30 protein-coding genes are annotated in these 25,744 nt (G+C 43.4%); 15 read left to right on the plus strand and 15 right to left on the minus strand.

What is annotated here, in order from left to right; all coding sequences use genetic code 11:
* Positions 1-11: 11 nt before the first annotated feature.
* Positions 12-686 carry a tetratricopeptide repeat protein gene (locus ACQCN2_RS06245; RefSeq protein ID WP_426928029.1) on the minus strand — a complete coding sequence of 225 codons (675 nt, stop codon included), beginning with the start codon at positions 684-686 and terminating at the stop codon, positions 12-14.
* 163 nt (positions 687-849) lie between these two features.
* On the opposite strand from ACQCN2_RS06245, the gene ACQCN2_RS06250 reads away from it, so the two are divergent.
* The 9 genes from ACQCN2_RS06250 to ACQCN2_RS06290 all read left to right on the plus strand — a co-directional run bounded on the left by ACQCN2_RS06250 (position 850) and on the right by ACQCN2_RS06290 (position 6,686).
* Positions 850-1,428 (plus strand): undecaprenyl-diphosphatase, encoded by a 579-nt coding sequence (locus ACQCN2_RS06250; protein ID WP_426928186.1) that lies wholly within the window; start codon positions 850-852, stop codon positions 1,426-1,428.
* Positions 1,429-1,451: 23 nt separating this feature from the next.
* Positions 1,452-1,979 (plus strand): RNA polymerase sigma factor, encoded by a 528-nt coding sequence (locus ACQCN2_RS06255; RefSeq protein ID WP_426928030.1) that lies wholly within the window; start codon positions 1,452-1,454, stop codon positions 1,977-1,979.
* Between the two features lie 12 nt (positions 1,980-1,991).
* The gene (locus tag ACQCN2_RS06260) at positions 1,992-2,468 is read left to right on the plus strand and encodes an anti-sigma factor family protein (RefSeq protein ID WP_426928031.1); all 477 of its coding nucleotides are present in this window, start codon (positions 1,992-1,994) and stop codon (positions 2,466-2,468) included.
* Between the two features lie 9 nt (positions 2,469-2,477).
* Positions 2,478-3,308, plus strand: a complete 831-nt coding sequence (locus ACQCN2_RS06265; RefSeq protein WP_426928032.1) for a hypothetical protein — start codon at positions 2,478-2,480, stop codon at positions 3,306-3,308.
* Between the two features lie 53 nt (positions 3,309-3,361).
* On the plus strand, positions 3,362-3,961 hold the full coding sequence (uptA, locus tag ACQCN2_RS06270) for an undecaprenyl phosphate transporter UptA (protein ID WP_426928033.1): 600 nt from the start codon (positions 3,362-3,364) through the stop codon (positions 3,959-3,961).
* A gap of 5 nt (positions 3,962-3,966) precedes the next feature.
* On the plus strand, positions 3,967-5,124 hold the full coding sequence (locus tag ACQCN2_RS06275) for an MFS transporter (protein WP_426928034.1): 1,158 nt from the start codon (positions 3,967-3,969) through the stop codon (positions 5,122-5,124).
* 20 nt (positions 5,125-5,144) lie between these two features.
* A complete protein-coding gene (locus ACQCN2_RS06280) occupies positions 5,145-5,801 on the plus strand; it encodes a phosphatase PAP2 family protein (protein ID WP_426928035.1) in 657 nt (218 codons plus the stop codon).
* 48 nt (positions 5,802-5,849) lie between these two features.
* A complete protein-coding gene (locus tag ACQCN2_RS06285; RefSeq protein WP_426928036.1) occupies positions 5,850-6,017 on the plus strand; it encodes a hypothetical protein in 168 nt (55 codons plus the stop codon).
* Between the two features lie 114 nt (positions 6,018-6,131).
* A complete protein-coding gene (locus ACQCN2_RS06290) occupies positions 6,132-6,686 on the plus strand; it encodes a GNAT family N-acetyltransferase (protein WP_426928037.1) in 555 nt (184 codons plus the stop codon).
* On the opposite strand, the gene ACQCN2_RS06295 is transcribed toward ACQCN2_RS06290, so the two are convergent.
* Together ACQCN2_RS06295 and ACQCN2_RS06300 are read right to left on the minus strand one after the other, a co-directional pair.
* Positions 6,670-7,557, minus strand: a complete 888-nt coding sequence (locus ACQCN2_RS06295) for a GNAT family N-acetyltransferase (RefSeq protein ID WP_426928038.1) — start codon at positions 7,555-7,557, stop codon at positions 6,670-6,672. The two genes, ACQCN2_RS06290 and ACQCN2_RS06295, sit on opposite strands and share 17 nt — an antisense overlap.
* 107 nt (positions 7,558-7,664) lie before the next feature.
* Positions 7,665-8,405: an SDR family NAD(P)-dependent oxidoreductase gene (locus tag ACQCN2_RS06300; protein ID WP_426928039.1), complete on the minus strand. Its 741-nt coding sequence runs from the start codon at positions 8,403-8,405 to the stop codon at positions 7,665-7,667.
* 118 nt (positions 8,406-8,523) lie between these two features.
* Between ACQCN2_RS06300 and ACQCN2_RS06305 the strand changes: the two genes are divergently transcribed.
* The 4 genes from ACQCN2_RS06305 (at position 8,524) to ACQCN2_RS06320 (ending at position 11,441) form a co-directional block, all read left to right on the plus strand.
* The gene (locus ACQCN2_RS06305) at positions 8,524-9,411 is read left to right on the plus strand and encodes a LysR family transcriptional regulator (protein ID WP_426928040.1); all 888 of its coding nucleotides are present in this window, start codon (positions 8,524-8,526) and stop codon (positions 9,409-9,411) included.
* Between the two features lie 24 nt (positions 9,412-9,435).
* A complete protein-coding gene (locus tag ACQCN2_RS06310) occupies positions 9,436-10,224 on the plus strand; it encodes an arylamine N-acetyltransferase family protein (RefSeq protein ID WP_426928041.1) in 789 nt (262 codons plus the stop codon).
* A gap of 333 nt (positions 10,225-10,557) precedes the next feature.
* Entirely contained in the window at positions 10,558-11,070 is a 513-nt protein-coding gene (locus ACQCN2_RS06315; RefSeq protein WP_426928042.1) for a GNAT family N-acetyltransferase, read from the plus strand.
* A 104-nt stretch (positions 11,071-11,174) separates the two neighbouring features.
* The gene (locus tag ACQCN2_RS06320; RefSeq protein WP_426928043.1) at positions 11,175-11,441 is read left to right on the plus strand and encodes a DUF1259 domain-containing protein; all 267 of its coding nucleotides are present in this window, start codon (positions 11,175-11,177) and stop codon (positions 11,439-11,441) included.
* A gap of 425 nt (positions 11,442-11,866) precedes the next feature.
* Here the strand turns inward: ACQCN2_RS06320 and ACQCN2_RS06325 are convergent, their stop codons facing one another.
* Complete coding sequence (locus ACQCN2_RS06325; RefSeq protein WP_426928044.1) at positions 11,867-12,559, minus strand: hypothetical protein; 693 nt, start codon at positions 12,557-12,559, stop codon at positions 11,867-11,869.
* Positions 12,560-13,439: 880 nt separating this feature from the next.
* On the opposite strand from ACQCN2_RS06325, the gene ACQCN2_RS06330 reads away from it, so the two are divergent.
* Entirely contained in the window at positions 13,440-14,717 is a 1,278-nt protein-coding gene (locus ACQCN2_RS06330) for an erythromycin esterase family protein (RefSeq protein WP_426928045.1), read from the plus strand.
* 113 nt (positions 14,718-14,830) lie between these two features.
* On the opposite strand, the gene ACQCN2_RS06335 is transcribed toward ACQCN2_RS06330, so the two are convergent.
* The 5 genes from ACQCN2_RS06335 to ACQCN2_RS06355 all read right to left on the minus strand — a co-directional run bounded on the left by ACQCN2_RS06335 (position 14,831) and on the right by ACQCN2_RS06355 (position 20,870).
* Entirely contained in the window at positions 14,831-16,015 is a 1,185-nt protein-coding gene (locus tag ACQCN2_RS06335) for an aminotransferase class I/II-fold pyridoxal phosphate-dependent enzyme (RefSeq protein ID WP_426928046.1), read from the minus strand.
* Positions 16,008-16,946 (minus strand): D-alanine--D-alanine ligase, encoded by a 939-nt coding sequence (locus ACQCN2_RS06340; RefSeq protein ID WP_426928187.1) that lies wholly within the window; start codon positions 16,944-16,946, stop codon positions 16,008-16,010. Before ACQCN2_RS06340 ends, ACQCN2_RS06335 begins: the two co-directional genes overlap by 8 nt.
* A 46-nt stretch (positions 16,947-16,992) precedes the next feature.
* Positions 16,993-18,483 (minus strand): MocR-like pyridoxine biosynthesis transcription factor PdxR, encoded by a 1,491-nt coding sequence (pdxR, locus tag ACQCN2_RS06345; RefSeq protein ID WP_426928047.1) that lies wholly within the window; start codon positions 18,481-18,483, stop codon positions 16,993-16,995.
* Positions 18,484-18,580: 97 nt separating this feature from the next.
* Positions 18,581-19,591 (minus strand): LCP family protein, encoded by a 1,011-nt coding sequence (locus ACQCN2_RS06350; protein ID WP_426928048.1) that lies wholly within the window; start codon positions 19,589-19,591, stop codon positions 18,581-18,583.
* Between the two features lie 268 nt (positions 19,592-19,859).
* Positions 19,860-20,870: a YpdA family putative bacillithiol disulfide reductase gene (locus ACQCN2_RS06355; RefSeq protein WP_426928049.1), complete on the minus strand. Its 1,011-nt coding sequence runs from the start codon at positions 20,868-20,870 to the stop codon at positions 19,860-19,862.
* Positions 20,871-21,260: 390 nt separating this feature from the next.
* On the opposite strand from ACQCN2_RS06355, the gene ACQCN2_RS06360 reads away from it, so the two are divergent.
* Positions 21,261-21,623: a hypothetical protein gene (locus ACQCN2_RS06360; protein ID WP_426928050.1), complete on the plus strand. Its 363-nt coding sequence runs from the start codon at positions 21,261-21,263 to the stop codon at positions 21,621-21,623.
* Here the strand turns inward: ACQCN2_RS06360 and ACQCN2_RS06365 are convergent.
* The 6 genes from ACQCN2_RS06365 to ACQCN2_RS06390 form a co-directional block, all read right to left on the minus strand.
* Positions 21,615-22,238: an NUDIX hydrolase gene (locus tag ACQCN2_RS06365; protein ID WP_426928051.1), complete on the minus strand. Its 624-nt coding sequence runs from the start codon at positions 22,236-22,238 to the stop codon at positions 21,615-21,617. The two genes, ACQCN2_RS06360 and ACQCN2_RS06365, sit on opposite strands and share 9 nt — an antisense overlap.
* On the minus strand, positions 22,238-22,852 hold the full coding sequence (locus tag ACQCN2_RS06370; protein ID WP_426928052.1) for a DJ-1/PfpI family protein: 615 nt from the start codon (positions 22,850-22,852) through the stop codon (positions 22,238-22,240). Before ACQCN2_RS06370 ends, ACQCN2_RS06365 begins: the two co-directional genes overlap by 1 nt.
* Positions 22,853-22,917: 65 nt before the next feature.
* On the minus strand, positions 22,918-23,229 hold the full coding sequence (locus ACQCN2_RS06375; RefSeq protein WP_426928053.1) for a hypothetical protein: 312 nt from the start codon (positions 23,227-23,229) through the stop codon (positions 22,918-22,920).
* A gap of 47 nt (positions 23,230-23,276) precedes the next feature.
* On the minus strand, positions 23,277-23,870 hold the full coding sequence (locus ACQCN2_RS06380; protein ID WP_426928054.1) for a YdeI/OmpD-associated family protein: 594 nt from the start codon (positions 23,868-23,870) through the stop codon (positions 23,277-23,279).
* 124 nt (positions 23,871-23,994) lie between these two features.
* Positions 23,995-24,792 carry an ABC transporter ATP-binding protein gene (locus ACQCN2_RS06385; RefSeq protein ID WP_426928055.1) on the minus strand — a complete coding sequence of 266 codons (798 nt, stop codon included), beginning with the start codon at positions 24,790-24,792 and terminating at the stop codon, positions 23,995-23,997.
* Positions 24,785-25,744: an ABC transporter permease gene (locus ACQCN2_RS06390; protein ID WP_426928056.1), complete on the minus strand. Its 960-nt coding sequence runs from the start codon at positions 25,742-25,744 to the stop codon at positions 24,785-24,787. The genes ACQCN2_RS06385 and ACQCN2_RS06390 overlap by 8 nt, the downstream gene beginning before the upstream one ends.

Genomic DNA, 25,744 nt, shown 5'->3' on the forward strand with positions numbered 1-25,744 from the left:
CCAGCTAATTATTACCCAAACCACATCTTCCACCTAGCCAAAATTGCCCAGCGTCGCTCCGTTCGTTTTTTATAGGCCGGTAGTCCGCGGTATACGTCTACAGCCTCTGCGTAGGTTCGTTTTGCTTGTTCCTTTTGCTGCAATTGCTGATAGATCACGCCCATTTTGTATACCACCTCAACCGAAGACGAATGAAGCGAACGGCATTCCTCCAGATAGGCTAAAGCCTTTGTTTTATTGGCATGAATAAATGCTTCACTAAGATGTAGATAAGGTTCTCCATACTTAACGCGCGGATTTTTAGCCAAGGCTTCCTTAATCAGGGCTTCACCCGCTTCGATCTTCCCTGTCTTGATCAAGCTGATGCCATAGTCACTCAAGAATTCCGTAGAATCCTGCATCACTCCCTTGATCTCCTCTAAGTATTTAAGCGCCTCTTGATACCGACGCTTCTCCATGTAAATTCTGGCTACTTCGAGCTTGGCCGCGGTATCGTGTGGATTCAAACGCAATTCCTGCTTGAGTTTGGTCAGACGTCGATTCAGCTGGAATGGTTTAAACAGATTGGGCAACAAGCGGACAAAGCGTAAATCGAGCAAATATAAAAGAAAGAGCAGCACTAAAATGGCCGCAATTGGACTACCAGTGATCCACCAAAGGATTGAAAACAACAAAAACTTACTCAAAAACAAGCACCCTCTCTATACCATTCATCATCTTTTGTATTCTACCATTTCTTCTAAATATTTCAATTTAGAACCAGAAAAAATTCTCCTTCGCCTGAACTTTTCGGGATAAACCCTAGTCCTTTCATATGACTACATGAATTAAAGGAGAATTTTCGTGAATATGGATTGGACACTCTTTCAGATGATTAACCATCTTTCAGGACACTCTGTCTTTTTGGATCATTTTATGATTATGTACACCAAATACGGCCCGTTGCTTTTTGGAGTGATCTTGCTTTGTCTGTGGTTTGCAAGAAGCAACAACCAAATGAAAAACCGTCAAACCGTTTTACTTTCGGTTGCAGCCACTGGTGTTGCTTTGGGAATCAACCAGATCATTAGTATGATGTACTTTCGGCCAAGACCTTTTACTTCGCATGTCGTGAACCTTTTAATTGATAAATCAATCGATCCTTCTTTTCCAAGCGATCATTCGGCAGGTGCATTCGCTCTGGCTTTGAGTATTTCACTAGCGAATCGCAAACTCGGGTATGGTATGGTTATACTAGCATTGTTACTCGCCATTTCCAGAGTGTATGTCGGAGTACACTACCCTTTCGACGTAATCGGCGGTGCGTTCACTGGATTAATGGGAACTTTACTCGTCAAATGGCTGAAACCTCGTTTAATGCCTATCATCAATTGGTTCCTTGATACATTTCAAAAAGCCGAAAATACATTTCTACACAAAGAGGTGTAGTTTTTTCTAGGGGTTGAACCTGTGTGGATCAGGAGTTCTTTCAAATCATTGCTGACGCAAAGCGTGGAAACATCGACGCATTTACCCAGTTAATGAAACGATGCAAAACACAAGTGTTTCAACAAGCATTTGCCATGCTGAATGATCGGGAAGAAGCGAAGGATGTGACCCAAGAAGCTTTTATCAGAACGTATCAGTCACTGAAAAAGCTAGAGAGTGAATACGCCTTCTCTTCTTGGTTGACCCGCATCGTTTCTAACTTGTGCTATGATCGCCTTCAAAAAAGAAAGAAAGAAAACGTGGTGGTCACCAGTGACAGGATTGAAGAGACGACGACCCTTTCTGACACGACAGACTCCATGCAAATGCGAATCACTATTCAAGAAGCCATGCAAAAACTTTCCTTTGAGCATCGGGAAGTGATTATCCTTCGAGAAATAAAGGGATTTACTTATGATGAAATCTCGGAGATTTTAAAGATTCCAGTTGGGACTGTCAAATCTCGTATCTATTCCGCGCGAATGGCGTTACGAGATGAGCTTTCAATGTAGGGGGAATGCAACATGGACAATCATGTGCAAGAATTACTTTCTTCTTATCTTGATAATGAACTGTCACATGAAGAGCGTATTTGGGTGGAATCCCATTTGAAGACATGTGAAGAATGCCAAGTTTTCCTCTATGAATTATCAAGTATGAGAAATTACATCATCTCGACCTATCAAGAGATTGAGATACCGGAGGATCTAGAGCTGCAAGTGATGGCTCATCTGAACAAAGCGACGTCATCTCCAATCGGTTTAGTCGCGATTGCTTCACTAGCGTCCCTGTCACTTTTGGTTTTGCTTCCTATCCTTCTTATTGGAATGGGTGTCTTTTCTTCCGTCGTCACGATATTTGGCAGTCTTTTGCATCTTGCAACGGTTATTATTTCATCCATTCCGACTGTGATTACCGCCATTTCCGCTTTTTCCGTTGTTCTTGTGGTCTTCTCGATTTGGTCGTTAAGACGACTTTTACTATTGAAGGAAATTACCTAGGAGGATACGATGAGATACGTCAGACATTTATTTGTCTTATTTCTTGCTTGCTTGATTCTTGTTCCGATTGCGCCTGCCTACGCGGCAGAGCAAACCATTATTCAACATCGAGATACAGTTGTCTCCACTCATCAGGTAGTCGAGAACTTAGTCGAGTTCGGCGGGAATGCGACTGTAGCTGGTACTGTCCGGGACTCTGTTATTGTGATGAACGGGAATTTGGACATCCAAGATTCCGCTCACATCATGGGTCTTGTGCTGGTCATTGGTGGAAACATCACACAAGCACCTGGCGCGCAAGTAACCGACAACATCCTACATATCGCGGTGAATGACGCGACCCTGAACAGTCTGTTGCTCGGTGGGGTTCTTGTTGTTGGAGTCTGGTTTGTGCAACTAGCCTTTAGTATCCTGCTATTGATTTTACCAGTAATGACTTCGACCATCGCCAAAAACAGACTAGATTCACTCTCTATGATCCTTCGTCGTTCACCTGGAAGATTAATGGCAATCGGGTTTCTCATTAGTTTGCTGATTGTGGCCTTGACCCTTCTCTTATGCATTACCGTGATTGGGATTCCTGTTGCCCTACTTCTTGTGCTTGGAGTAGCTTTGGTTGTGATCGTTGGTTTAACGGTGCTCAGTCAGATCATTGGGGACTATCTGCCTGGAAGCTTTGAACGTCCTTCGTGGATTAATGTCCTGGGCGGCGCAGCTCTGATTACGGGTGGAATCAATTTCCCTTTTCTCGGAGGGTTATTGCTAGTCGGAATCGTTTGGGCCTCACTCGGTATGATCACCATTAGGTTATGGGAGACACAGAAACATTCACGTTCTTGAACTTATTGAACGCAATCTCAGTCATTTAATGGAGTGGATATAAGGAGGAGATCATGAAAGACTTTGTTTTAGGGGTTTTAACTTACCTCGGTAGTTTTGGATATGCTGGAATCATGCTTGGACTTATGGTAGAGGTTATTCCAAGCGAGATCGTTTTATCCTACGGCGGCTTTATGGTTTCACAAGGAACGATCACCTTTGCAGGCGCCGTGGTTGCAGGGGCGATTGGCGGAACGATTGCTCAACTATTTTTGTATTGGATTGGTTATTTCGGCGGGAGACCTTTCCTTGAAAAGTATGGAAAATACCTGTTCATTCGAAAACATCACATCGACCTTGCGCAAAGATGGTTCGAAAAATATGGGACAGTCGTCATTTTTACAGCTCGCTTTGTTCCTGTAGTAAGGCATGCGATCTCTATTCCTGCCGGGATTTCCAAAATGTCCTTTATGAAGTTTACGATTTACACGTTGCTTGCCACGATCCCATGGTCTATTCTTTTCATCTACCTGGGAACTCAGCTCGGAAAGAATTGGGACAAAATCAATGAAGCGGCAGCTCCTTACAGCAACATCATTGTGATTGTTGCAGTTGCGATTTTGCTTGGGTATTTGTGCATTTCGTACCTGAAGAAAAGAAGACAAGGTGCATAGAGGAAATGAAATTCTTTCGAGTGAATTCCATTATTTTTATCATAGGTTTAGTCAGTTTTTTCACGGATCTATCTAGTCAAATGATTGTACCTATTCTCCCCTTGTATCTGACAACCGTGCTGCATGTGCAGGTTTCTACTGTTGGCATCATTGAGGGAATCGCAGAAAGTACAGCCAGTGTCTTAAAGCTATTTTCCGGTTGGATTTCTGATCAAACGGGGAAACGCAAACCTTTAATGATCGCTGGATATGGATTATCTAACCTAATCAAACCTTTCTTCGCTCTGAGTTCCACTGCTGGACAGATTCTGACGATACGTTTTGCGGACCGTTTCGGCAAAGGGATTCGTACTGCTCCTCGGGATGCTCTTTTGGCGGACGTAACAACCAAAGAGGAACGAGGAAAAGCTTTTGGTTTTCGGCGTTCCATGGATACGTTGGGTGCAGCCCTTGGTCCACTTGTAGCCTATTGGATTCTCTCATCTCTTCAAGGCAGTTATCAAACCGTGTTCTGGGCATCCGCCATTCCAGGTGCGATCGCTATTCTTCTTCTCTTTTTCTTTGTAAAAGAAAAACGAGAAGAATCACCGGTGGAAAACAAAAAAACACTTCCAAAGATTAGCTTTAAAAATCTGAATCGGCGGTTTATATGGTTTACACTTGTCTCCACAGTGTTTGCGATCGCTAATTTTTCGGATGCGTTTTTAATTTTACGAGCACAAAATATCGGGATGGAAACAGCCCTCATTCCGCTTGCGTATCTCATGTTCAACCTGGTTGCCAGTATTTTTTCCGTACCTACTGGAATACTGTCAGATCGCATCGGCCGCAAACCAGTCATTGTTGCTGGCTATTTGATATTCGCTGCTATCTATTTTGGATTTGGCTTTATAAACAATATCCTTTCGATTTGGGTGTTGTTTGTCCTTTACGGATTTTATTACGCAGCCACTGAAGGAATTCAAAAAGCATACATTGCTGATATTATACCTGAAGGACAAAGAGGAACGGCCATGGGAACGTATAATGCCTTTACCGGACTGGCTGCATTACCAGCAAGTATATTAGCTGGTTTTCTCTGGCAAGCTTTTGGTCCTACTGTCGCGTTTAGTGTCAGTGGTGTTTTAGCAATAATCGCTGCCCTCTTCATGATCGGGCTTTAAACATAATTTGAGGTGACTACATGAATTTCAAACTGCAACTAACTCGAGCATTTATCCTAAGTTTGCTTTGCGCGATTGCTTTTGGATTGATTGCCTACCTAATCAGTGCTCATCGAATAGCTCAATTCGACAGTACGATTAGTTCGTTTATCCAATCTTTTGAAACTCCCACGCTGACCAGTGTCATGGAGATGTTCTCTTTTATTGGTTCTGGACTAATGGTGGTCTTGCTTTCCCTTTTTGTTCTCTTTTATCAATACAAGTTTTTGAAACACCGTTCTGAGCTTGTGTTATTCATTGCCGTCGTTGCCGGCTCAGGAATTATGAATCAAGTGCTGAAAAGCCTTTTTCACCGCAATCGACCAAGCCTTCATCAGCTTGTGGAGGCTGGAGGCTTTAGCTTTCCAAGCGGACACTCCATGGAGGCGGCGGCGTTCTACGGAATTCTGACGTATTTGTTATGGCGGCATATCGATTCACATGCGGAGCGCGGAATTCTCGTTTTCCTAAGCACAGCGATGATTATCCTAATCGGAGTCAGCCGCATTTATCTGGGTGTGCACTACCCGAGCGATGTTCTGGGGGGATATATTGCGAGCGGATTCTGGCTTTTTGCTGCGATCTGGGTTCATCAGATGTATAAAGAATCGCAATCTGAGAGGAGTAAGAACGAATGAGGAGTCTCTTTCTTGAACACATTAACCGTGTCAAGGAGGTGACAAATCATGGAGGAACGCGGTAAACAAGGCGGAAAACCCTATGATAAGCAGGTAAAAGTCAATACCAATTCATCGTTAGACGAAGAAGAAATTGAGCGTCGCCATCAGTTTCAGATGCTTCCGACGCCCGATGAAAAACATGCTTCCGAAGTCATTACCAAAGTTCAGGTTTAGCACAGTATAAGTTGTACCTCCACTTCATTGTTGTGGAGGTTTTTTATTTTCTTCTCCATTTTATTTATCCGTTGTATCATAGGTGGTATCCGTTCGCGTCGTAAGGGGGCAAATATGAAATATCCCACGTTAGAAACAGAGCGTCTTGAGCTCCAACCGATTTTGTTAGAGCATGCGCCAGCGCTTTTTGAAATCTTTTCAGACGAAGAAACCATTCAATACGTTCCCATCCCCAAACATCACGCCATAGCGGATACTACTGCCTATCTGGAGAAACTTATGGCGAATAACGAAGCCGAAAAAGCATCCGTTTGGTCTGTCTATAGCAAAGAAGAGAACCGCGTTTTTGGCAACCTGGGTCTCTATGCTGAAGATCCTGCGAATCATTCGGCTTCACTCGGCGTGATTATCCATAAAGACTTTTGGCGCAAAGGGTATGTCGTGGAAGCGCTGCAGAAGGTTATCGATTATAGTTTTTCGACCAAAGACTTGGTTCGGATTGAGGCCCGAGTAGATAGTAACAACCCAGCTTCCTATAAAATGCTGGAGAAGCTCGGCATGGTCTATGAAGGAACGTTAAGAAAAGATTGCTTTCTAAAAGGCTCACAGCGAAGCACTAAGATCTACTCCATTTTAAAAGAAGAATGGATGTCTAGGCTTGTGAAGTGAGCGGATGTTTGAAATGTTCTGGGAAGTGGAACGCTCCTTGGTGCTTCACAAAGAGTACGTTGTCATTTCCCTTGTAAGTCGCTCTTATCAACGGTAATGACTGGTCATCAGGTGTAAAGTGAAAGATCACCTCAGTGGTCTCTTTCGTCATGAGTTCGTTGATGATCCGATTCAAATCCACAAGTGTCCTTGAAATCACGTCATACAGATGGAGTTCGTGGCTATCGTGTTTACAAATGACGATGACATCATCATGCTCCAGATAGTAGATATCTTGTGGAAAAACATACGTCACATAGAACATCAGAAGCTCCGCAGCGTCAATAGTTCCAAACATGCGCGAAACCGACACTCTTTGCCCTGCTCTGTCATAGATAAAACGCAGATCATCCGGTTTCTGAACATCAAGTTTTCGTATGCTTTTCTCCCGATTCCCTTCCCCATTCACTTTCATGCTGAATTGTGTCTCATCCATGCTGTAAAATCCAAATTTCGGATAAAACTCCAATACAGATCGATTGGCAAACAAATACATCAGATCGTATTTTCCCTCATAATCCTCAAGCACTTGATTCATCAGTCTGGCAGAAAGTCCCTGAATCCGGTAGTCTGGATGCGTCATGACTGTGCCGATTTGAATCGTTGCTTTTCGCTCATGATTTACCACAAGATTTAGCTTATTTACCGATACATTCGCAATAATCTGGTCGTTCAACACAAACGAATAGGGCACATACTTGTCTGTCCAGTAGCCTTGTTGGTACCACTGTTCAAAGTTAAGGCCAAAAATCCCTTCTGCCAACTCATTAAAGCTTTTTCGTAATGGTTCATTCTTTTGAAATCCCTTGATTAACTGTAACGACCACTCCATGTTTCTCCTCCAGCTTGTGGATGTTAAAGCCCTGCTCGTATTATTGTAAACCATTTCCTAAAAAACAGAAAACTGAAAAGTGAGGTTACAGTTAATCAAAGAGGTATTTATAAAGTTTGACCACTATCTACCGTTATAATCTGTCCCGTCATCGCTTCTTGTTCCAAAGCTGCACAGATTAATTGAGCAATATCCTCGGGCGTGGAAATACGTTGCAGCAAAAGATTGGGAGCTAGTCGTTTCATTTGTTCTTCCCTACCAGCCCACCATCTTGTCTCTACCGCACCCGGTACGACGCAGTTTACCCTGATGTACGGCGCCAAAGCACGAGCCAATGATTTCGTAAGAGCATGTACCGCCGCTTTGGATACTGCGTATGGAAGCGAGGAACCTAATCCCGTTTGTCCCGCGATGCTGCCGAGATTGACGATTGCGCCTTGTTTATTCTTTTTCATGTACGGAGCGACGGCCCGAGCCGTATAAAACATCCCTTTGACATTCACATCAAACAATTCGTCCCAAATCTCCTCCGTTGCACCTTCCAGATCATCCATCGGGATATGATGCGTGATGCTGGCGTTATTCACGAGCAAATCAATGGTTCCGAATGACTCCGTTATTTGTTCCACCATCGCCCGGACTTCCTTGTCTTGCGAAACATCCGCTTGAATCGCGATAGCGCGTCCCCCAGCGTTATGAATGAGCTGCACTGTTTCTTGTGCATCGAGTTTCGACCGTGAGTAGTTTACTGCTACGACTACCCCTCTTTCGGCAAGTGCTAGACATGTTGCCCTGCCTATTCCCGTACCGCCGCCTGTAACCAGAGCTACTTTGTTCAACAATTCCATAAGATCCTCTCCCATTTAGAATTATGGTTTGATTGTAAATCTTTCTAGAGTATTTGTATAATTGAATTAAACGAACTTCAAGTTCAATAATTATGAATACAGGAATAGAGGTTCTACTATGGATACCAAAACATTAAAAACCTTTCATTGGATCGTCAAATACGGGAGCTTTATCCGAGCTGCAGAAGAAATGAATTATGCGCAATCCACTGTCACCATGCAAATTCAAAAACTTGAATCTGACCTGGGTGTTCAACTGCTCGAACGAGGCAAACAAGTTCGGTTAACGGAAGCTGGAAGAGTCTTTTATGAGCAAAGCTTGGAAATCGTCAAAAGAATGGATCAAATGGAAAGAAACCTCTCGGATATGCAAAATGGAGAATCGGGACATGTCCGTCTGGGGGTGACAGAGCCGGCCGCAAGTTTTCGTTTGCCGCAATTGTTAAAAAGTTTTGTGAGTGATTACCCAAGAATTCAGCTTTCTGTGGAGATTGCAAACACGCATACATTAAGCGAACGTCTTCTGAATGGAAACCTTGATTTGGCTTTGTGCTCGGCCCCGGATTTAGATTCAGAGCTTTATTTTGAGCCACTCTTTAAGGAAGAGTTTGTTGTATTAATGCCAGAGGATCACCCTCTTACCAATAAGGCGGTGATTGACCCCGATGATTTCGACGGACACCGTCTGCTTATTACTTCAACCACGTGTCCCTATCGAAAAAAACTTGAGATGCTCATACAGGAATCGGGGAAAATCCAAGTGCATACGATGGAGATTGGGAGTATGACAGCGTTAAAATACTATGTCGAATGCGGATTGGGGATCGCTCTAGTACCGAGAATTGTTTTGAATCCATCGGTTACGGGCACAACCGTCCGGCCGATGAGCGGCAGTCTTGTCGACATGACACTCGGACTACTCTGTAAAGCATCGGAATATCCATTAAAACTAGCTAGTTCGAAGCTGTACCACTATCTCAATCAAGAACTTGGTCAGCATCCATAAAACTGCTAAATTGGGAGGTAATGTATGAGTGAGCTGAATGTTTTATTTCGTACCCGAATCGGGATTTCAGAAAACGAAAAGATTACATTTGAGACGTTGGACCATGTTCTTGAAAAAACAGCACTAGCCATCCCCTTTGAAAATTTAGGGATTATTCAAAATAAAACACAAGAAATTTCCAAAGAACATTTACTAAACAAACTACTTCTCAATAACGAAGGTGGACTTTGTTACGAATTAAATTCGATGCTCTATTTCTTTTTAGTTGAAAATGGCTTTGACGCAGTTCTAGCAAGCGGGGTTGTTTACGATCATGCCGCTCAAACGTACCAAAACACGGGAAGAACTCATGTAACCATACTTGTCACCCACCAGGAACAAACGTACTTGGTCGATACGGGCTTTGGAGGAAATTTGCCATTAAAGCCTGTACCGCTTACAGGAGAAACCGTCACCTCTTGGAATGGAGAATTTCGGATCGGAAAAGTGGATTGTGAATATGGGGATTACGCACTTGAAATCAAATTAAAACACAAGGATACAGACTGGAGAACTGGATATGCCTTTTACACGAAGAAACCCACAATGAATATTACGGAATTGAATGAGATTCAGACCATTATCACTAGCCACGATAGTTCGCCATTCAACAAGCATCCACTCATCACCAAGCTAACAACTAAGGGAAATAGTACCTTAACCAATGCCTCATTCACGCAATGGGATAACGGAATCGTTACAAAAGAAGAAATTGACGACACCAGATTTATAGACCTATTGAGACAGCATTTTGGGTTAACGTCTTTCCCCTGATTACACAAATAATGTTGTGTAATATTTCCTTCATAACGTTTTCTTCTGAGACAAACCATATCTATGGGTCAAAATGAAAAATTAGGAGGACCCACATTAGTTCCACCCCCACTTCATATGCAGACCCCTGAGCTCGTTAACGCATAACATTGTCAACAAGAAAATCTATTACTTTTCCTAGCCCCCTCTAAGTCCCACTTCCTTAGAGGTTTTTTTTCTTCGGTTTGTGCTAATATCAGATAAAACATTGGCATATTTTTTTATTACGCTTAAACCTTCTCGTTTATCAAATCGTGTGCGGAGTAAAAACTCCCAAAGAAAGGGTTGCTGACTTTGACCAAAATTATTGAAACAAATAGGTTAATTTTTAGGCGCTATACAGAAGACGACATTGATAGTCTATTCCGAATTCTGTCTGACCCTATCACCATGGGTTTCTGGCCATCCCCTTTTAGCTACGAACTGGTTTCTAGTTGGATCAAAAGAAACTTATCAAACTATCAGGAGCTTGGTTTTGGCCGATGGGCAGTTATACTGAAGGAAAGCGGTGAATTAATTGGTGATTGCGGAATCACGCGATCTGATCTCAACGGCACAATGGAAAATGATTTAGGATATATCATTGATCATAACTATTGGAACCGTGGATATGCTTTCGAAGCCGCTAACGCTTGTAAGAATTATGCTTTTGAACAATTAAAGTTAGAACGCCTTTGTGCTAACATGCCAATTAATCATTCCAGATCAAAAAATGTTGCACTAAAAATTGGCATGAATCTAGAAAAGGTATTTATCAATCATAGAAACCGAGACATACAGACATATCTTTTATCAATTGAAGTGTAAATAGAATCACCACTGGTTCAACAAAAAAAATAGGCTTTCACCTAGGGCATTTTCATCTCCACAAAAGTACACTGTATTAAAAACTTTTTGAAGAGATAATTTCGATGGCTAAAGATCCACTTTGCAAGCAATTTGGTGACATCCTTGGGATTCCACCACAGGTGATTAATGGTGTATGCACCTTAATGACCGTTAGAAATATTCCTGTAACAATTTTTGGACGTCATTCTCGTTCAGCGCTAACTACCGCACTTCACAATCACTGGCTTTTTAACAACCCTGGTATCATGTATATACACTTTGAATCAATCGACGATCCGATCCAATTTGCTCAGAAGGTTCGTCACGCCATCTCAGTACTAAAACATTAAACTTTCGCCACTTTATGTGGTGTTTTTTAATAAGCAAATTTATGAATCGGGCTTTGTTAACTTTTCATATTCGTTTAGCTTTATTTCGTATGGGTTTTCCTCCTCAACTATTAAAGTAAATAGTTGCCTTCTGTACTATTCACCAATTTTTCCATTCCTTTACTATTGGATTAACACCATGCTGTAGTTGGAGTTATCCATGAGCTTAACGTTAGTACCCACGAATTACTAATCAAACTTGATGAGGCAACCACTACCATAGGTGAAGCACTTGTAAAAATTGGGTTTTGTTCTCCGATGGATGGAATAGTACTGAGATGTAGTGAAAAAGGTAACTATAGGCATAATCCTCCCCCTTTCCCTAAACTGAGAAAAATAAAAAGCCGCTCGTGGGAGCGACTTCACCGTATTATTTTCTTTAATTCTTATTCATCTACGACAATTTGAATAGTAGATTCCCCTAACTTTTTATCAACTAGGTAAATAGCATAACTGATCTGATAGACTCCAGTTTTTTTAGCCTTGAATACTGCAGCTTCGTATATGTAGTTGTTGTCAAATGGCATATTACCATAAAGCGCCTGTACATTGTTTGACCAACCAGAGCTCAATCCGAAGTCAGCTTTTTGTTTAGGGAATCTTGCAATTAGATATGCATTACCACCATCTTTTAATCTTATATGATAATTAGCAGGTAAAATCTCCACATCAATCTTTTTTGGTATTTCTGGTATTTCTGGTGCAATCACTTCAATCTCTTGTTCTAATAGTCCACGGTATTGGAGTACCCCTTTAGAATCTTTCATCAGTATTTGATAAGAAAATTTAATTATTCCAGGCTTACTAGTGTCCAGTTTAGCATTGGAATAATAATAATCCCCTATTAACTGTGTCTTTTCTTTTGTAGCTGCCCCTGACCATTTGTCTTTAGCAAAAAATGTACACCTCTGAGTTATGGCTTGTAATGTCACCTTATCGCCAACATTTAGTTTTAAAGATTTTGGAAGACCAATTAAATTTACTTGAATAGGTTTTGGTTCAGGGTTTTCTGCAAAAGAATGTCCATTTAAGGAGAAAATCAACAATAACATAAGAATAAATTGAGTATATTTTTTCAACTAATATCCTCCTAGATAACCAAATTGTCTCAAATTATCTTACCACAAGATGGATAGGATTTGACTACAATATGTAGAGTCAATGCACGTTATTTGAAGTTAATTGATACTGAACTAAAATTCTGATTCCTCTTTACTCAAAAATAAAAGGGAGCTGTCTCAAAAGGCAATTTTTTCTGTTTACCATCCCCCCTTCGTATTTGTCTTGAAACTAGTTTCTCTATATTTCGTATAGCTAATTAGTATTTACTATTCATTTCAGCGGAGGACTACATAGATGGAACTAGGAAAGATTGGATTATCTATTATCTGTTTTATTTTCGGAGGTATTTACATATTTTTCCCAAAGTACGTACGTTTACGGAACCTATGGGAACAAGGTAATAACGATGCAAATTCCACCCCTAGAAGTGTTTTGATTTTCAGAAGGATTAAAGGATGCTGTTTGATAGTAATTAGTATTTTAATACTTTTCGGGATGCATTATTAAACTACTCCTTAACACAGTAGGCTACCTATTTTTTAGGTGGTAGCCTAAGTTGTATAGTTGATTGAACAGGTCTGAACAAAAATAATCGTCAATAATAAGAGCCTACACTAGGATGTGCAGGCTCTTTTCCTCAAGAACAATTATTCAAGGATTAATGAGCAACCATTTTCATTATTCTGCTGTAATCATTACATGAATCAGTGCCCTGGGAATAAATTAATTCAATGTAGTTAAACGACAACAGAAAGAAGTATAATAGTTTACATGGTAATAATAACCACAACATGAGTGTCGTACGTTTTTATCAATCCGAGTGGGAAGACGATATATGCGGTTGTCACCTTACATCCTATTTAAAACGAATGAGCAGCTCAAGAAAGAGAGAACGATATGAAGAAAAGTCTCCTGATCGCAATAAGCCTGTTGGTCATGATGAGTGTATTGACGGGTTTCCAATCTATATCACCCAACACGTTACAACAGTCATTGAAATCTAACCTTGTTCCTGTTTCAAAAATGGTACTTCCTTCGAAAACCATCATCGGATTTGGAGAAGCTACACATGGTAACAAGCAATTCGCAATGCTAAAGTCAGATATTTTTAAGTATTTGGTGGAGAAACAAGGATATCGCGTATTTGCCATCGAAGGCGATTTCGGCGGCGGTCAAAAGGTCAATGAATACATTTTAGGAGGCAGTGGAACTGCGCAGGATGCCGCTAAAGCAATCGGATTTGCGATTTATAATACGCAAGAAATGGCTGCCCTACTCTCTTGGATGCGCTCCTTTAATGAGCAGCGGGATGCGAAAGATAAAATCCATTTTTATGGTTTTGACATGCAACGCTATGACAATAACAAAAGCGGGCTATTCTCCTATTTAAAGAAGGTTGATCCGACACTGGCCTCCACGTATGGGATTGCGCTTACAAATCTGAATGATAAAACGGTCTATGATCAGAAGCAGGCTACCGTAGCAGATGGGCTCACCCATATTAAAAAATTGATGGAGCGGATGAAAGATAACAAATCCGTATATACCGCAAAAAGCTCTGAGAAAGAATATGAGTTGGCTCTAGCCTATGCCGAGGCTATCATGCAAAACGCTACACTGCGCGGTACCAATGCGAACTATAACAATACCCGTGATTACTTTATGGCTGAAAAAGTGAAGTGGATTTTATCCTATGAAAAGAAATATTCCGGTCGCAAAAACATATTCATAACAGGACATAATGGACACATTGAAAAAACTTCTACATCCATGGGAATGACAACCTGCATGGGAGCGTATCTTGCAAAAACCTTCGGTGACCAATATTTCGCGATAGGAAGTGAATTCTATGAAAGTACCTTCATTGCGAATGACGCCACTACCAACGAGCGAAAAGAGTTTTATGTAAAAAATAGCGGGAACGATCGGTTAGCGGTTCTGTTTGCACAAACAAACATGAAGGATGGATTTCTAGACTTTGCAAAGGCAAGACATGATCAAAATTTCACCGCATATCTGAATAGCGTTCAGCCCATCAGCGCAATAGGCGCAGTCTTTAGTGGATGGTATGGAAAAATTGAAAAGATGTATACTTTACAGATGATTCCAGCGAAAGCTTTTGATGCTATTATTTTAGTGCGTACGGCTACTCCTTCGATCATGATAACGGATTAACCGAGTGCGAATTGTCGGGGTGACGGGCTGATGGATCACACAATAAGAGAATGTCCTTCCGATGTTGCGGAAAGGCATTCTCTTTCCTTTTAAGTTAAGAAAACGTCAACAAGTTAAACCGGTTGCAACACCTGCATAAACCTTCCCATCCGCTCCAGCGCCTTCTCCAAATCAACGAGGGAGGTTGCATATGAGCAGCGAATAAAGCCCTCTCCACCCGATCCGAATACATGTCCCGGCACGACTGCTACCTTCGCTTCCTCCAGCAGCCGAAGTGCGAACTGCTCAGATGACAGGCCCGTAGAAGCAATTGAAGGGAAGGCATAGAAAGCCCCTTCTGGCTCGTGACAGGCCAGCCCGATTGCATTCAAGCCGGCTACAAACAGCTTACGGCGTTCATTGTAGCTTGCCATCATTTCATCTTTGGCTGCCAAGCCATGACGCAATGATTCGAGTGCGGCGATCTGTGCGATGGTAGGGGCGCACATGGCTGTGTACTGGTGGATTTTCAGCATGCCGGCTATCAACTCGCGCGGGCCGCAAGCGTAGCCTACCCGCCAGCCAGTCATCGCAAACGCTTTGGAAAAGCCACTGATAACAATCGTACGCTCCTTCATGCCCGGCAAGGAGGCGATACTGACATGCTTTCTCCCATAAGTTAGCTCGGCATAAACTTCATCCGAAATGACAACCAAATTATGTTTGATAATGATCTCTAAAATCGGCAACCAGTCCTGCTCTGTCATAACTGTTCCGGTCGGATTACTCGGATAATTAATCATCAAAACCTTTGAACGAGGCGTAATCACCGCTTGCAACGCTTGCGGAGTCAGCTTGAACTGCTCCTCTGCTGTAGCCGACACCTCCACGACTTTACCACCATGTAGTTGGGTAATCGGTTCATAGGCAATATAGCTTGGCGCCGGAATCAACACCTCATCACCCGGATTGATCACTGCTCGCAGCGCCAGGTCGACGGCTTCACTGCTCCCCACCGTCACGATGATTTCCTGCTCGGGGTCGTAGGAAAGATCAAAGCTACTGGAAAAATAAGTCGAAAGCTCCTCCCGCAGCTCCATCAAGCCGGCATTTGAGGTATATTTCGTTCGCCCCTCACGCAATGCCTGGGTGCATGCTTCTCGTACCTTTTCCGGTGTAACGAAATCTGGCTCTCCGACTCCAAGGGCAATTGTATCTTTGCCTGCTGTATTCAGATCAAAAAAAGCTCGAATTCCTGATGGCACAATATTCCGAACACGCGAGGATAAAAACTGACCTGTGCCCTCTTGACTAAACATTTTGCACCATCCCCCATTCCTGTTTCCGCTCATGGATTGAGGTAGTAATAATACGGTCCAGTAGCTGTGTAAAGCTCATACCTGCTGCAGCTGCGCTCTTCGGAAGCAGGCTGTTGGTCGTCATTCCTGGTAAGGTGTTTACTTCCAGCACGTAAGGTACATCCTGACACAATATCATATCGACCCTTGCATAGACCTTGCACTGCAACAGCCGGTAGCTGGCAAGCGCCGCCTTGCGCACACGCTGCAGGGTAACGGGTGGAAGCTGGATCACCTTCTCCTCGGCGCCACCGGTCTCATATTTCGCTTTGTAGTCGAACCACTCCGAATGCACAGAGCGAATCCCGATAATCGGTAATACCTCTCCATCCACAATCGAGCAGGTAAGCTCCGTCCCTTTTAGATAGGTTTCAATCAAGATCGCCTGATCCAAATTGAAAGCCTCCTGAACAGCCGGTAGCAGCTCCGTCTCATTATGCACTAGCTGGATGCCGATGCTGGATCCCCCCATATTCGGCTTCACAATAACTGGATAACCCAGCTGCTCCACCGCCTGCGGATCATAATCGTCCATTCCCTGCCAGCAGAGGCCTGCAGGTGTTTGCACGCCCCCTGCCTTCACAAGCAACTTGGACAGCTGCTTATTCATGCAAAGACTGCTCGCCAAGACACCGCTGCCTGTATAGGGAATGCCCAGTGTCTCCAGCGTTCCCTGCACCGTTCCATCCTCTCCATATTGACCATGCAGCGCCAATAGAGCGACATCGATGCCTGCCTGCTGGACCTGTGGGATTAAATCCGTTCGTTGCTCGATCACAATTGGAACCACCTCATAGCGACTGCGATCCAAATGATTGATCATCTCTTGACCTGTCTTGAGCGAAACCTCACGCTCAGAGGAAATACCACCCATTACTACGCCAATCTTCATCATGACACCTCATTTTTCTTACAAATTGTTGTGTGTTTACGGATTGTTATCCCTCAAGAAAGCTACGCGCCTGTTTGCCGATTATCTGAATCCCTCGCTCGATATTTTCATCTGTTACTCGTGAAAAACCGAGCCGCAATGTATTCGTCCCTTCGCCTTCTTGAGTAAAGAACTTGTCTCCCGGTGTAAAAATTACACCCTGCTCTACGCAAGCTTCTAGCAGTTGGCTTGTATTTACGCCTGACGGGAAAGTAAGAAACAAATGCAAGCCCCCGTCGCCAGACAGGTTCGCCTCAGGCAGATATTCTTCACACATTGCCTTCGTCAGCTCATATTTGCGCTTATATTCCACACGCGCTTTTTTTACATATTTATCGAAATTTCCATTGAGCAAATATTGATATAATATCGATTGATCGATTGTTGATGTATGAATGGTGCGAGCACGCTTAATGCTTTCCAGATTGTCGATCAGCGCCCGGTCTCCAAGCACCCAGCCCACTCGCAAGCCTGGGAACAGCACCTTGGAGAAGCTGCCAATATAGATTACACCGTTCCCTTGCCCTGCTGTCGCGATTAATGGCGCAATATGCGCTCCCGAGTAACGCAGCTCCTCATTGAATCCATCCTCGATCACCGGAATCTGATAGCGCGTCATTAATTTCATAACGGCGCTGCGCTTCGCCGGCGACATGACAATGCCTGTAGGATTATGATAGGAAGGTGTCAAATAGGCCAGGTCGAAGCTGTTTGTCTGCTTCTGTAATACCGCTTCAAGCTGATCCACATCAATACCGTCACGCTCCATCGGAATGCCGGTAATCTCAAATCCATGCAGCTTCAAATTTTTGATCGCTGTATGATGGGTCGGATTTTCACAAATTGCCGCTCCGCGTTGCGCAGAAGGGCGTAGTGCAGACAGCACAATGTCAAAGCCTTCTGTAAACCCGCTTGTAATCAATATATCCTTGCCGCTTATATCGACGCCCTTATTCTCCATGTAACGCATCAGGTAATTGATCAACGGCTTGTAGCCTTTAGCGTAGCCGTAGTTGAGAAGTACCTGTCCTTCGATTGCCATCCGGTCCATAAAGGCTCGCCTTACATCCCCCAGATCAAACAGCTGTTCATCAGGAGCGATGCTCGTGAATGAGATGGTTCCTTTTTTGGCGCGAATGCCCTGCTTCATCATATCCAACTCTACAGCCGAGACAGCATACTCGTTCATTCTTGACTTCCAGTCGATCTGCCAGACGGCGGATCCGTCAACTTCTCCGTTATTTGCAGCCAAACGGCCCACCATAGCGGCCACATAGCTGCCTTTCCCAGGAATCGCATACGTATATCCGTCATCCTCCAGGCCTTCATAGGCTGCAATGATTGTATTGCGGCTCACCTTTAAGAGACCGCTCATTTCTCGTGTGGAGGGCAGCTTCTGATCCGCCTGAAGCGCCCCTTTTATGATTAAACGTTTGACGTATTCTTTCACTTGTATCGCGACCGGCCGATCACCGACGTGCTTGAAATCCTGAAACACCCTTCATCGCCCCCATCTATAATGATGGCATGGAAGACGAGAGAAAAAAAGAACCACCGCACTGGATTTTTCATCCTTCGGTGGTTCCGTTCGTGTTCTAATTCGTCTTGAATGATTGTACGATGGATTTTAGCGCTTCCGTATCGGGAATCCAATAATAGAGTTGCGCTTTCACCAAGGGGTCCATAGCAAAACTTCCCTTTCCAGGAAGCTGATCATAGCGTATGCCTTCACCGGTTAACCCTTTGAACAGGAGGGACAAGCTTAAGAGGTCAGTGTCTGTGAAATTAGTATCAATCATATCTTGCTTCACTTTTTGGTACAGCTCAGGAATTTGGGGAATATTATTCGGCTCAAGTACCTTCGTTAGGATTGATTTGAGAATAAGCGACTGACTCACTTGTCGATCCATATCGCCTCTCGGCAGAGAATGCCTTTCGCGTGCAACCTCAAGTGCCTGAGTACCGTTTAAATGATTAACTCCTGAAGGAAAGGCTTTGATTTGATAAGGGAGATTGACATCAACCCCACCGATTTGATCGACAAAATGTTCAAAACTACGAAAGCTGACCTTGACGTAATAATTTACTGGTAGATCTAACAACTCCGTAACGGATTGGATCGCCGCCGTTGTTCCAGCGTGGTTGCCTCCGTGAAGGTTTCCGAGTACGTGTGCATGATTAATTTTGGTATACCCCACCCCATCAATCTTGACTTTGGTATCACGAGGAATGGAAAGCAAGGAAACCTTTTTAGTCACTGGATCAACATGGGCAAACATGATCACATCCGTACGGGCAATGCTTGCTTCTGCTTCATCGATCCCAAGGATCAATACGTTAAAAGAAGGATCAGGCTTCGATTGAGCTGGTTTCTGCGAAGTTTCTTGTGGTGTAGAGGATGTAGCTTGTGGAGAAGATGCGGCTTCTTGTAGCGGCTTCGTTTGTTCATTTTGAAAAGAATGTGGCTCTCCAAGTACAGGATGCGGATTTCTTGAGAAGTAACGCGTGGGTTCGAGGTACCAGTAAAGACTGACAGATCCAATCAACACGAATAGGAGTAAAAGCAAGACTCCACCTATCGTGTATTTCAACCAGCGACGCTTCATCACAATCACCTCTTGAGAGGTTTAGCCTGTATGGATGACAGATGGATACTCATGGCTTGGTCATTGAATAAGCATGAGTTCTCGTCCAATTGGACCCATTTTTTCAGAACTTTTGGCTTAATCTTATGTCCTATTTTAAAAATTTATGACTTTTTCGTAAGTGACGACAAGATAATGACTTCGTTCCAATCTAGCGCAATAAATGCGCGCCAAAAGAAAAAACCCGGATAGCCGGGTTTCAAATAAGCAATGTTAAAATGTTCTTTTCCTACTTCTTCATATGCTTTGCAATTAACGCACCGTGATGTCTTCCATTTTCAATAAAAATAGAGTTGGCACGATTCCCAGCCGCAATTACTCCCGCGATGAAAAGATTGTGTACGTTCGTCTCCATCGTCTCAGGGTCATAGAGTGGCGCTCCCGTCGTATCGTCGGTTTCTACACCGAGTCCATTCAACATCGTTCGATCTGGTCGATAGCCGATTAAAGTAAAAACGTAATCATTCTCCAAGGTCAATATACCCCCTGGCGTATTTACTTGTATAGAGGCTTGGTTGATTTCGGTTACTTGCGATGATGTATAGAATGTGATTCGACCTTTGTTCACCATACTTTCGAAGAGTGGCCTTGTCCACGCTTTAACATGTGAAGAGAGCTCAGGTCCACGGTAGATTACCGTCACTTCGGCTCCCGCTCGCTCTAAATCAAGCGCCGAATCGACCGCAGAGTTATTCCCGCCAACGATGGCTACCTTCTGACCACTGAAAGGATGAGCTTCCTTATAATATGAAAAGACTTTCGGCAAATCCTCCCCTGGAATCTGCAATCGATTGGGATGATCGAAGTACCCTGTTGCCATCACCAGATGCTTACACTCCAATGTGTGTCTCTTCCCATGGCGATCTGTTGTCATCACCTGAAAAAACTCGTGATCAGTCTGACCGACAAGTTCGTTTCCATGAGACTGAACTCCTACGATTTGGTTAACTTCAACCACCTGTTCATATTGACGAATTCGAAGCTCATTTCGAGTCGCGACTGTCCGGTAATAGGTAAGGGCTTCGAGTCTGGTCGGTTTTTCATTCGGCGTGTTAAAAGGTATCTCACCAATCTCTAACAATTCCGGTGTGGAGTGAAATATCATATACGTTGGGTACTGATAGATAGAATTGACGATCGGTCCCTTTTCAAGCAGCAACGGATCAAACCCAGCCTTGCGTAACTCAATCCCGGCAGACAACCCACATGGTCCTGCGCCAATAATGATTACATCTTCCACTTTTCTTCTTCTCCTTTGGTCACTATCCAATATTTCTCTACTTACTTATACGGTATTATTGTATCAGGTTCGCGACAAATATGAATCTTTTCGCATAACCGATTTCACTTGATTTTCAGCAAAATCTAACTCATTACGCATGTTGGGACCCTATTTTTTTCGTTTTCCATTCAGGAAAAACCAGAGGAATGGCGAATATGTACAATAGGGAATAGTTCTCAATAAAACAAATGATTACCGGCTCCGAATTAGAACATGGATGTGCTTAAAATGCCGACCGTTTTTTTGTTTACATAATATTTATTATGTATTCTTTCGGTTGCTTTGAACACACAAAGACAAACTCTAGTAAAAAGATCATCTATTCTATTCGTAATCAGGAGGCTCCCTATGAAATGTCCTTGGTGTGATCAACCAATTTCACAAACCGATACATTTTGTCCTTCATGCGATAACGCTCTGATCGATTTTGAAAAGGAGCTACCAGAATCCTCTGATCAACCTTCAGGGCTTCAGGACGTCATCGTCAAGAAACTAGACTGTCCCTATTGCCAGCAAGAAATGCTATTCCTTGGTGAGCAAGAACTCCAACGCTCCTCCGCTTTCAGCAATCTATTCCTGGGAGAATTAGGGGATCTCATCAAAGGAACGCTTCGATTAAACATGTATGTATGCAAAACCTGTGGTAAAGCCGAGTTTACTGTTACAGATGATACCCTGCGACGTATACAAGAGTTTGGTCAATTAGATTAGAAGGGACAGCTTCGCTTTGATTCGAGTCAGGACCTCCCAATAATAGTGCTGCTGATGAGGAACGAAATCTGTAAGAGTGAGCACCGTTTTAACCTCAAGTGCTTCATTCCCAATGATTTCGATTCCCTCCGCATCTACTTGGTCCCTCTTATCTTCCAGTAATTCGAATAGCCGCTCCAACGAAACGAGATATATCCCCGAAACCTCCTCCTCTTGGAGCTTAAAATCACTTAGCTTATGCTCACTCTGATACAGGTAAACATGACTGAATTCCCTGTCGATAAAATCAGCAGTGATAATCTCATTGGCTATCACCCCAAGTGAAATGAGCTGATCCCATTCCACTTCCACTCCTAATTCCTCTTGGATTTCTCTAATCCCATCGACTGGGGCTTCATTCTCCATCAAGTGACCTGCTGCTGTGATGTCAAATTTCTCAGGAAACGTATCCTTCCCTTTTTGTCTTTTTTGAATATAGAGATAAATCTCATCTTGAATGATTTGGGCAAACCAGCAATGAAACGTTTGATGCCAGCAACCTTTTTCGTGTACTTGAGCACGTTCCATAGCTCCAATCTTGATCCTATCTACATTAAAGATATCGAGTCTCTCCATCACTGATCTCCTTCTCGCCTGATAACAATTCCACGTCGTTCATACTCCATTCTTACTTCTACGGCCGAAGCTACTGTTGGTCCATAAAACCGTTCCACGATCCACAGACCTAAATCCACACCCGCAGTCACACCTCTCGCGGTGATGATAGACCCTTCATCTACAATGCGAGCTCCTGCCATCTCGGCGCCGTAATCTTTAAGTTCATCGGCTGCGAGGTGATGCATCGCGATTTTCTTGCCTTTTAAGATCCCTGCTTCTGCCAGTAACATTCCGCCTGTACATACACCGGCTACAATCGTTCCTATTAGATGAACTCTGCCAATGTATCGTGGAATGTCACCCTTCTCCGCTTCTTTTCTTGCTCCTTTTATAGCTCTATGGTTCCAGCCGCCACCTGGTACAATCAAGAGATCAGGTCGATTCTCCTCCAAAAGCAATTCATCCGCCCTTATCTTCACCCCGTATGCTGTCCCCACATCTAAGGTTCCGTTTGCCGAAATAAGCTTAATGTCAAAATCAGCCCCAACTTCATTGGCTCTTTTCAATACTTCAAATGGAGCGAGAGAAACCATCTCCCCGAAGCCGTCAAATAGTAAGAGATGAACGTTCATATTGTACTACGCCTCCCAGTCTCGGTCGTCCATTTTGCATTCCTTTCATTGGATTGAATTTGTCTCTAATCGTACTGGGCATCTTCTTTTCTCGTTATCCCTTCTATAATCAAGTCCAATTCGGTCTCAAAGTTCAGATACAACTCCGATGGCAGTTGCGACACGACTTCATCAATCTCAGGCAGAGACAACGCATCCTCCAACGTATTTGGCTTCACTTTCATTCCTTCGATCCATTGACGAAGCCGTTCAATCAACTCGTAGAAAGAATCCTCGAACAGATTGGCATCCTCTTCCGCTTGCTCTTCGCTGCTCCTCTTCATTTGATCCCAGTTCTTGATCATCTTACGTAGTGTTAATTGAATGTCATCTGGCAAGATCCCAACACTCCTTCCTTCTGGTGCCCATTGTAGCTTCTATTTCCTCAACTCTTTTTATCGTAAATTTTTTCACCTTTTTCTAGCATCGCGATATACTGTTCAATTCGTTTCGTTCTGGTTTCTTGTTTTTTTGCGTTATGTATTCTAAATAGGATTGCATATTTATTCTGCCTATCTAAAGTATCATAAAATGCCTTCGCCTTGGCATTACGCTCCAATTCGATTGCGAAGTCCTCAGGCAAAGAGGCACTACTTTGCGATTCGTAAGCCTTATCCCATTGTCCACTCTGTTTGGCAGCTTCAATCGCCTTGAATCCGGATGGTTTCATTCTTCCTTTTGAGATGAGAAACTCCGCTTTTTCTCTATTCACTTTCGACCAAATGCTCTTAGTCCCACGTGGCGTAAATCGTTGAAGCCATGTTTTGTCATCAAACTTTTCCTTCTGACTGTCGATCCATCCATAACATAACGAGCTTTCAAGCGCTTCTTCATAGGAAACAGAAACAACGCCGGAATCTTTCTTAGCGATCTGCAACCGGATTCCTGGAGAAGAATCATAATTATTTTCAAGCCAATTCTCAAAAGATTGTTGGTCAATAAAGAACAGAATCGGTAATTCACTCGAATTCTTTTTCACTTGATTCGCCTCCTGATTAAAGTGTACATAAATATCTTGGCAAAATACAGTAAGTGGCGCTGTCATAAATGAAGAAATCCCCAAGCTCGATGTAAAGAAAGAGCCAGGGGATTTCAATTAGGTCTTAAGCCAGAATCATCTTGTCCTCTACGAACGATTCTCCGCCTCTTGCCGTTTCAAATGCTTTCAGCAAGTCTTGGGTTGTCATTTGACGTTTCTGTTCTTCCGGAATGTCCAAGATGATTTGCCCATTATGGAGCATCAGGAGACGATTCCCCATGTGCAGTGCTTGCTCCATGTTATGCGTCACCATCAGGGTGGTTAGTTTGTTCATCTCAATTACTTTTTTCGTCAGTTCGACAATCAGCTGAGCGCGCTTTGGATCAAGCGCAGCGGTGTGTTCATCAAGTAACAGGATTTTCGGATTCGTGAACGTTGCCATTAACAAACTTAAGGCTTGACGCTGGCCTCCTGACAAGAAGCCTACCTTTGTTTTCAAGCGATTTTCGAGCCCTTGATCCAATAATTCCAGCTTCTCTTGAAACAACCTCCGCTTTTCCTTGCTGACACCTAATGATAGCGTGTAACGTTTGCCTCTTGAATACGCGATTGCGAGATTTTCTTCAATCGTCATATTCGGCGCAGTCCCCGCCATCGGATCCTGAAATACCCGTCCGATAAAAGCAGCCCTCTGGTGTTCGCGAAGCTTGGTGACGTCCTTACCATCAATGGTAATCTGTCCACGATCCGGTAAAATTCCACCAGAAATCATATTCATCAAAGTAGATTTACCAGCTCCATTGCTCCCGATCACCGTAACAAAATCTCCGGGAGCCAACCGCAAATTAATTTCTTTCAAAGCAACTTTCTCGTTAATGGTACCCTCATTAAATACTTTGCCAACCTGGGAGATATTAAGCATGAGTTTTTCCCCCCTTGATTCCACTGTTCGTTTTGCGCCATACACCCTTCACCATATTCGGAAGCGTCAATGCGAAAATGACCAGTACGGCAGTAATGAGCTTCATGTCGGATGGAGAAAGTCCTGCACGGAGCGCCAAGGCAATGACCAAACGATAAACTACGGAGCCTAGTATGACGGCAAGTGTCGCTCGGAACAACGATTGGTGACCAAAAATCACTTCACCTACAATGACCGAAGCAAGACCAATGACGATCATTCCGATCCCCATGCCTACATCCGCAAACCCTTGATATTGCGCAATTAAAGCACCGGATAGCGCGACCAATGCGTTAGACAGGCTAAGTCCGATGATGGTGGTCGAATCCGTATTAATCCCGAAGCTCCGAATCATTGCCGGATTATCCCCAGTCGCACGCAGTCCTAACCCAATCTGGGTATGCATGAACCAGTCAATCAAACCCTTCACAATCGCCACAAATACCAAGAAGATAAGGGCAACACCCGTAAGAATCGTGATCCCTCCAACATCCAGGCCGAGTATATGCAATTCAGGAATACGAAGGTCTGGTATATGCAAGTTTTGAGCATAGGTGTATAAGGTATCTTCCCGCAATAAAGGCAAATTGGCACGATCCATAATTCGCAGGTTAACGGAATACAATGCGATCATGGTCAAGATTCCGGCGAGGAGTCCATTAATCTTCCCCTTCGTCGTTAATATTCCTGTAATAGCGCCAGCAAGAGCTCCAGCCAGCATAGCAATCACCGTTGCTATCAGCGGGTTATATCCAGCAATAATCAATTTGGCACCGATGGCCCCACCTAAGGCAAAGCTGCCATCAACGGTCAAATCTGGAAAATTTAGAATTCGAAAAGTTAAATAGACTCCGAGGGCCATGATGGCAAATAACAGCCCTTGTTCAACGGCGCCGTTTAAAGCGAGATTCAT

The organism is Brevibacillus ginsengisoli, from assembly GCF_050113715.1.
GTDB lineage: Bacteria > Bacillota > Bacilli > Brevibacillales > Brevibacillaceae > Brevibacillus_H > Brevibacillus_H ginsengisoli.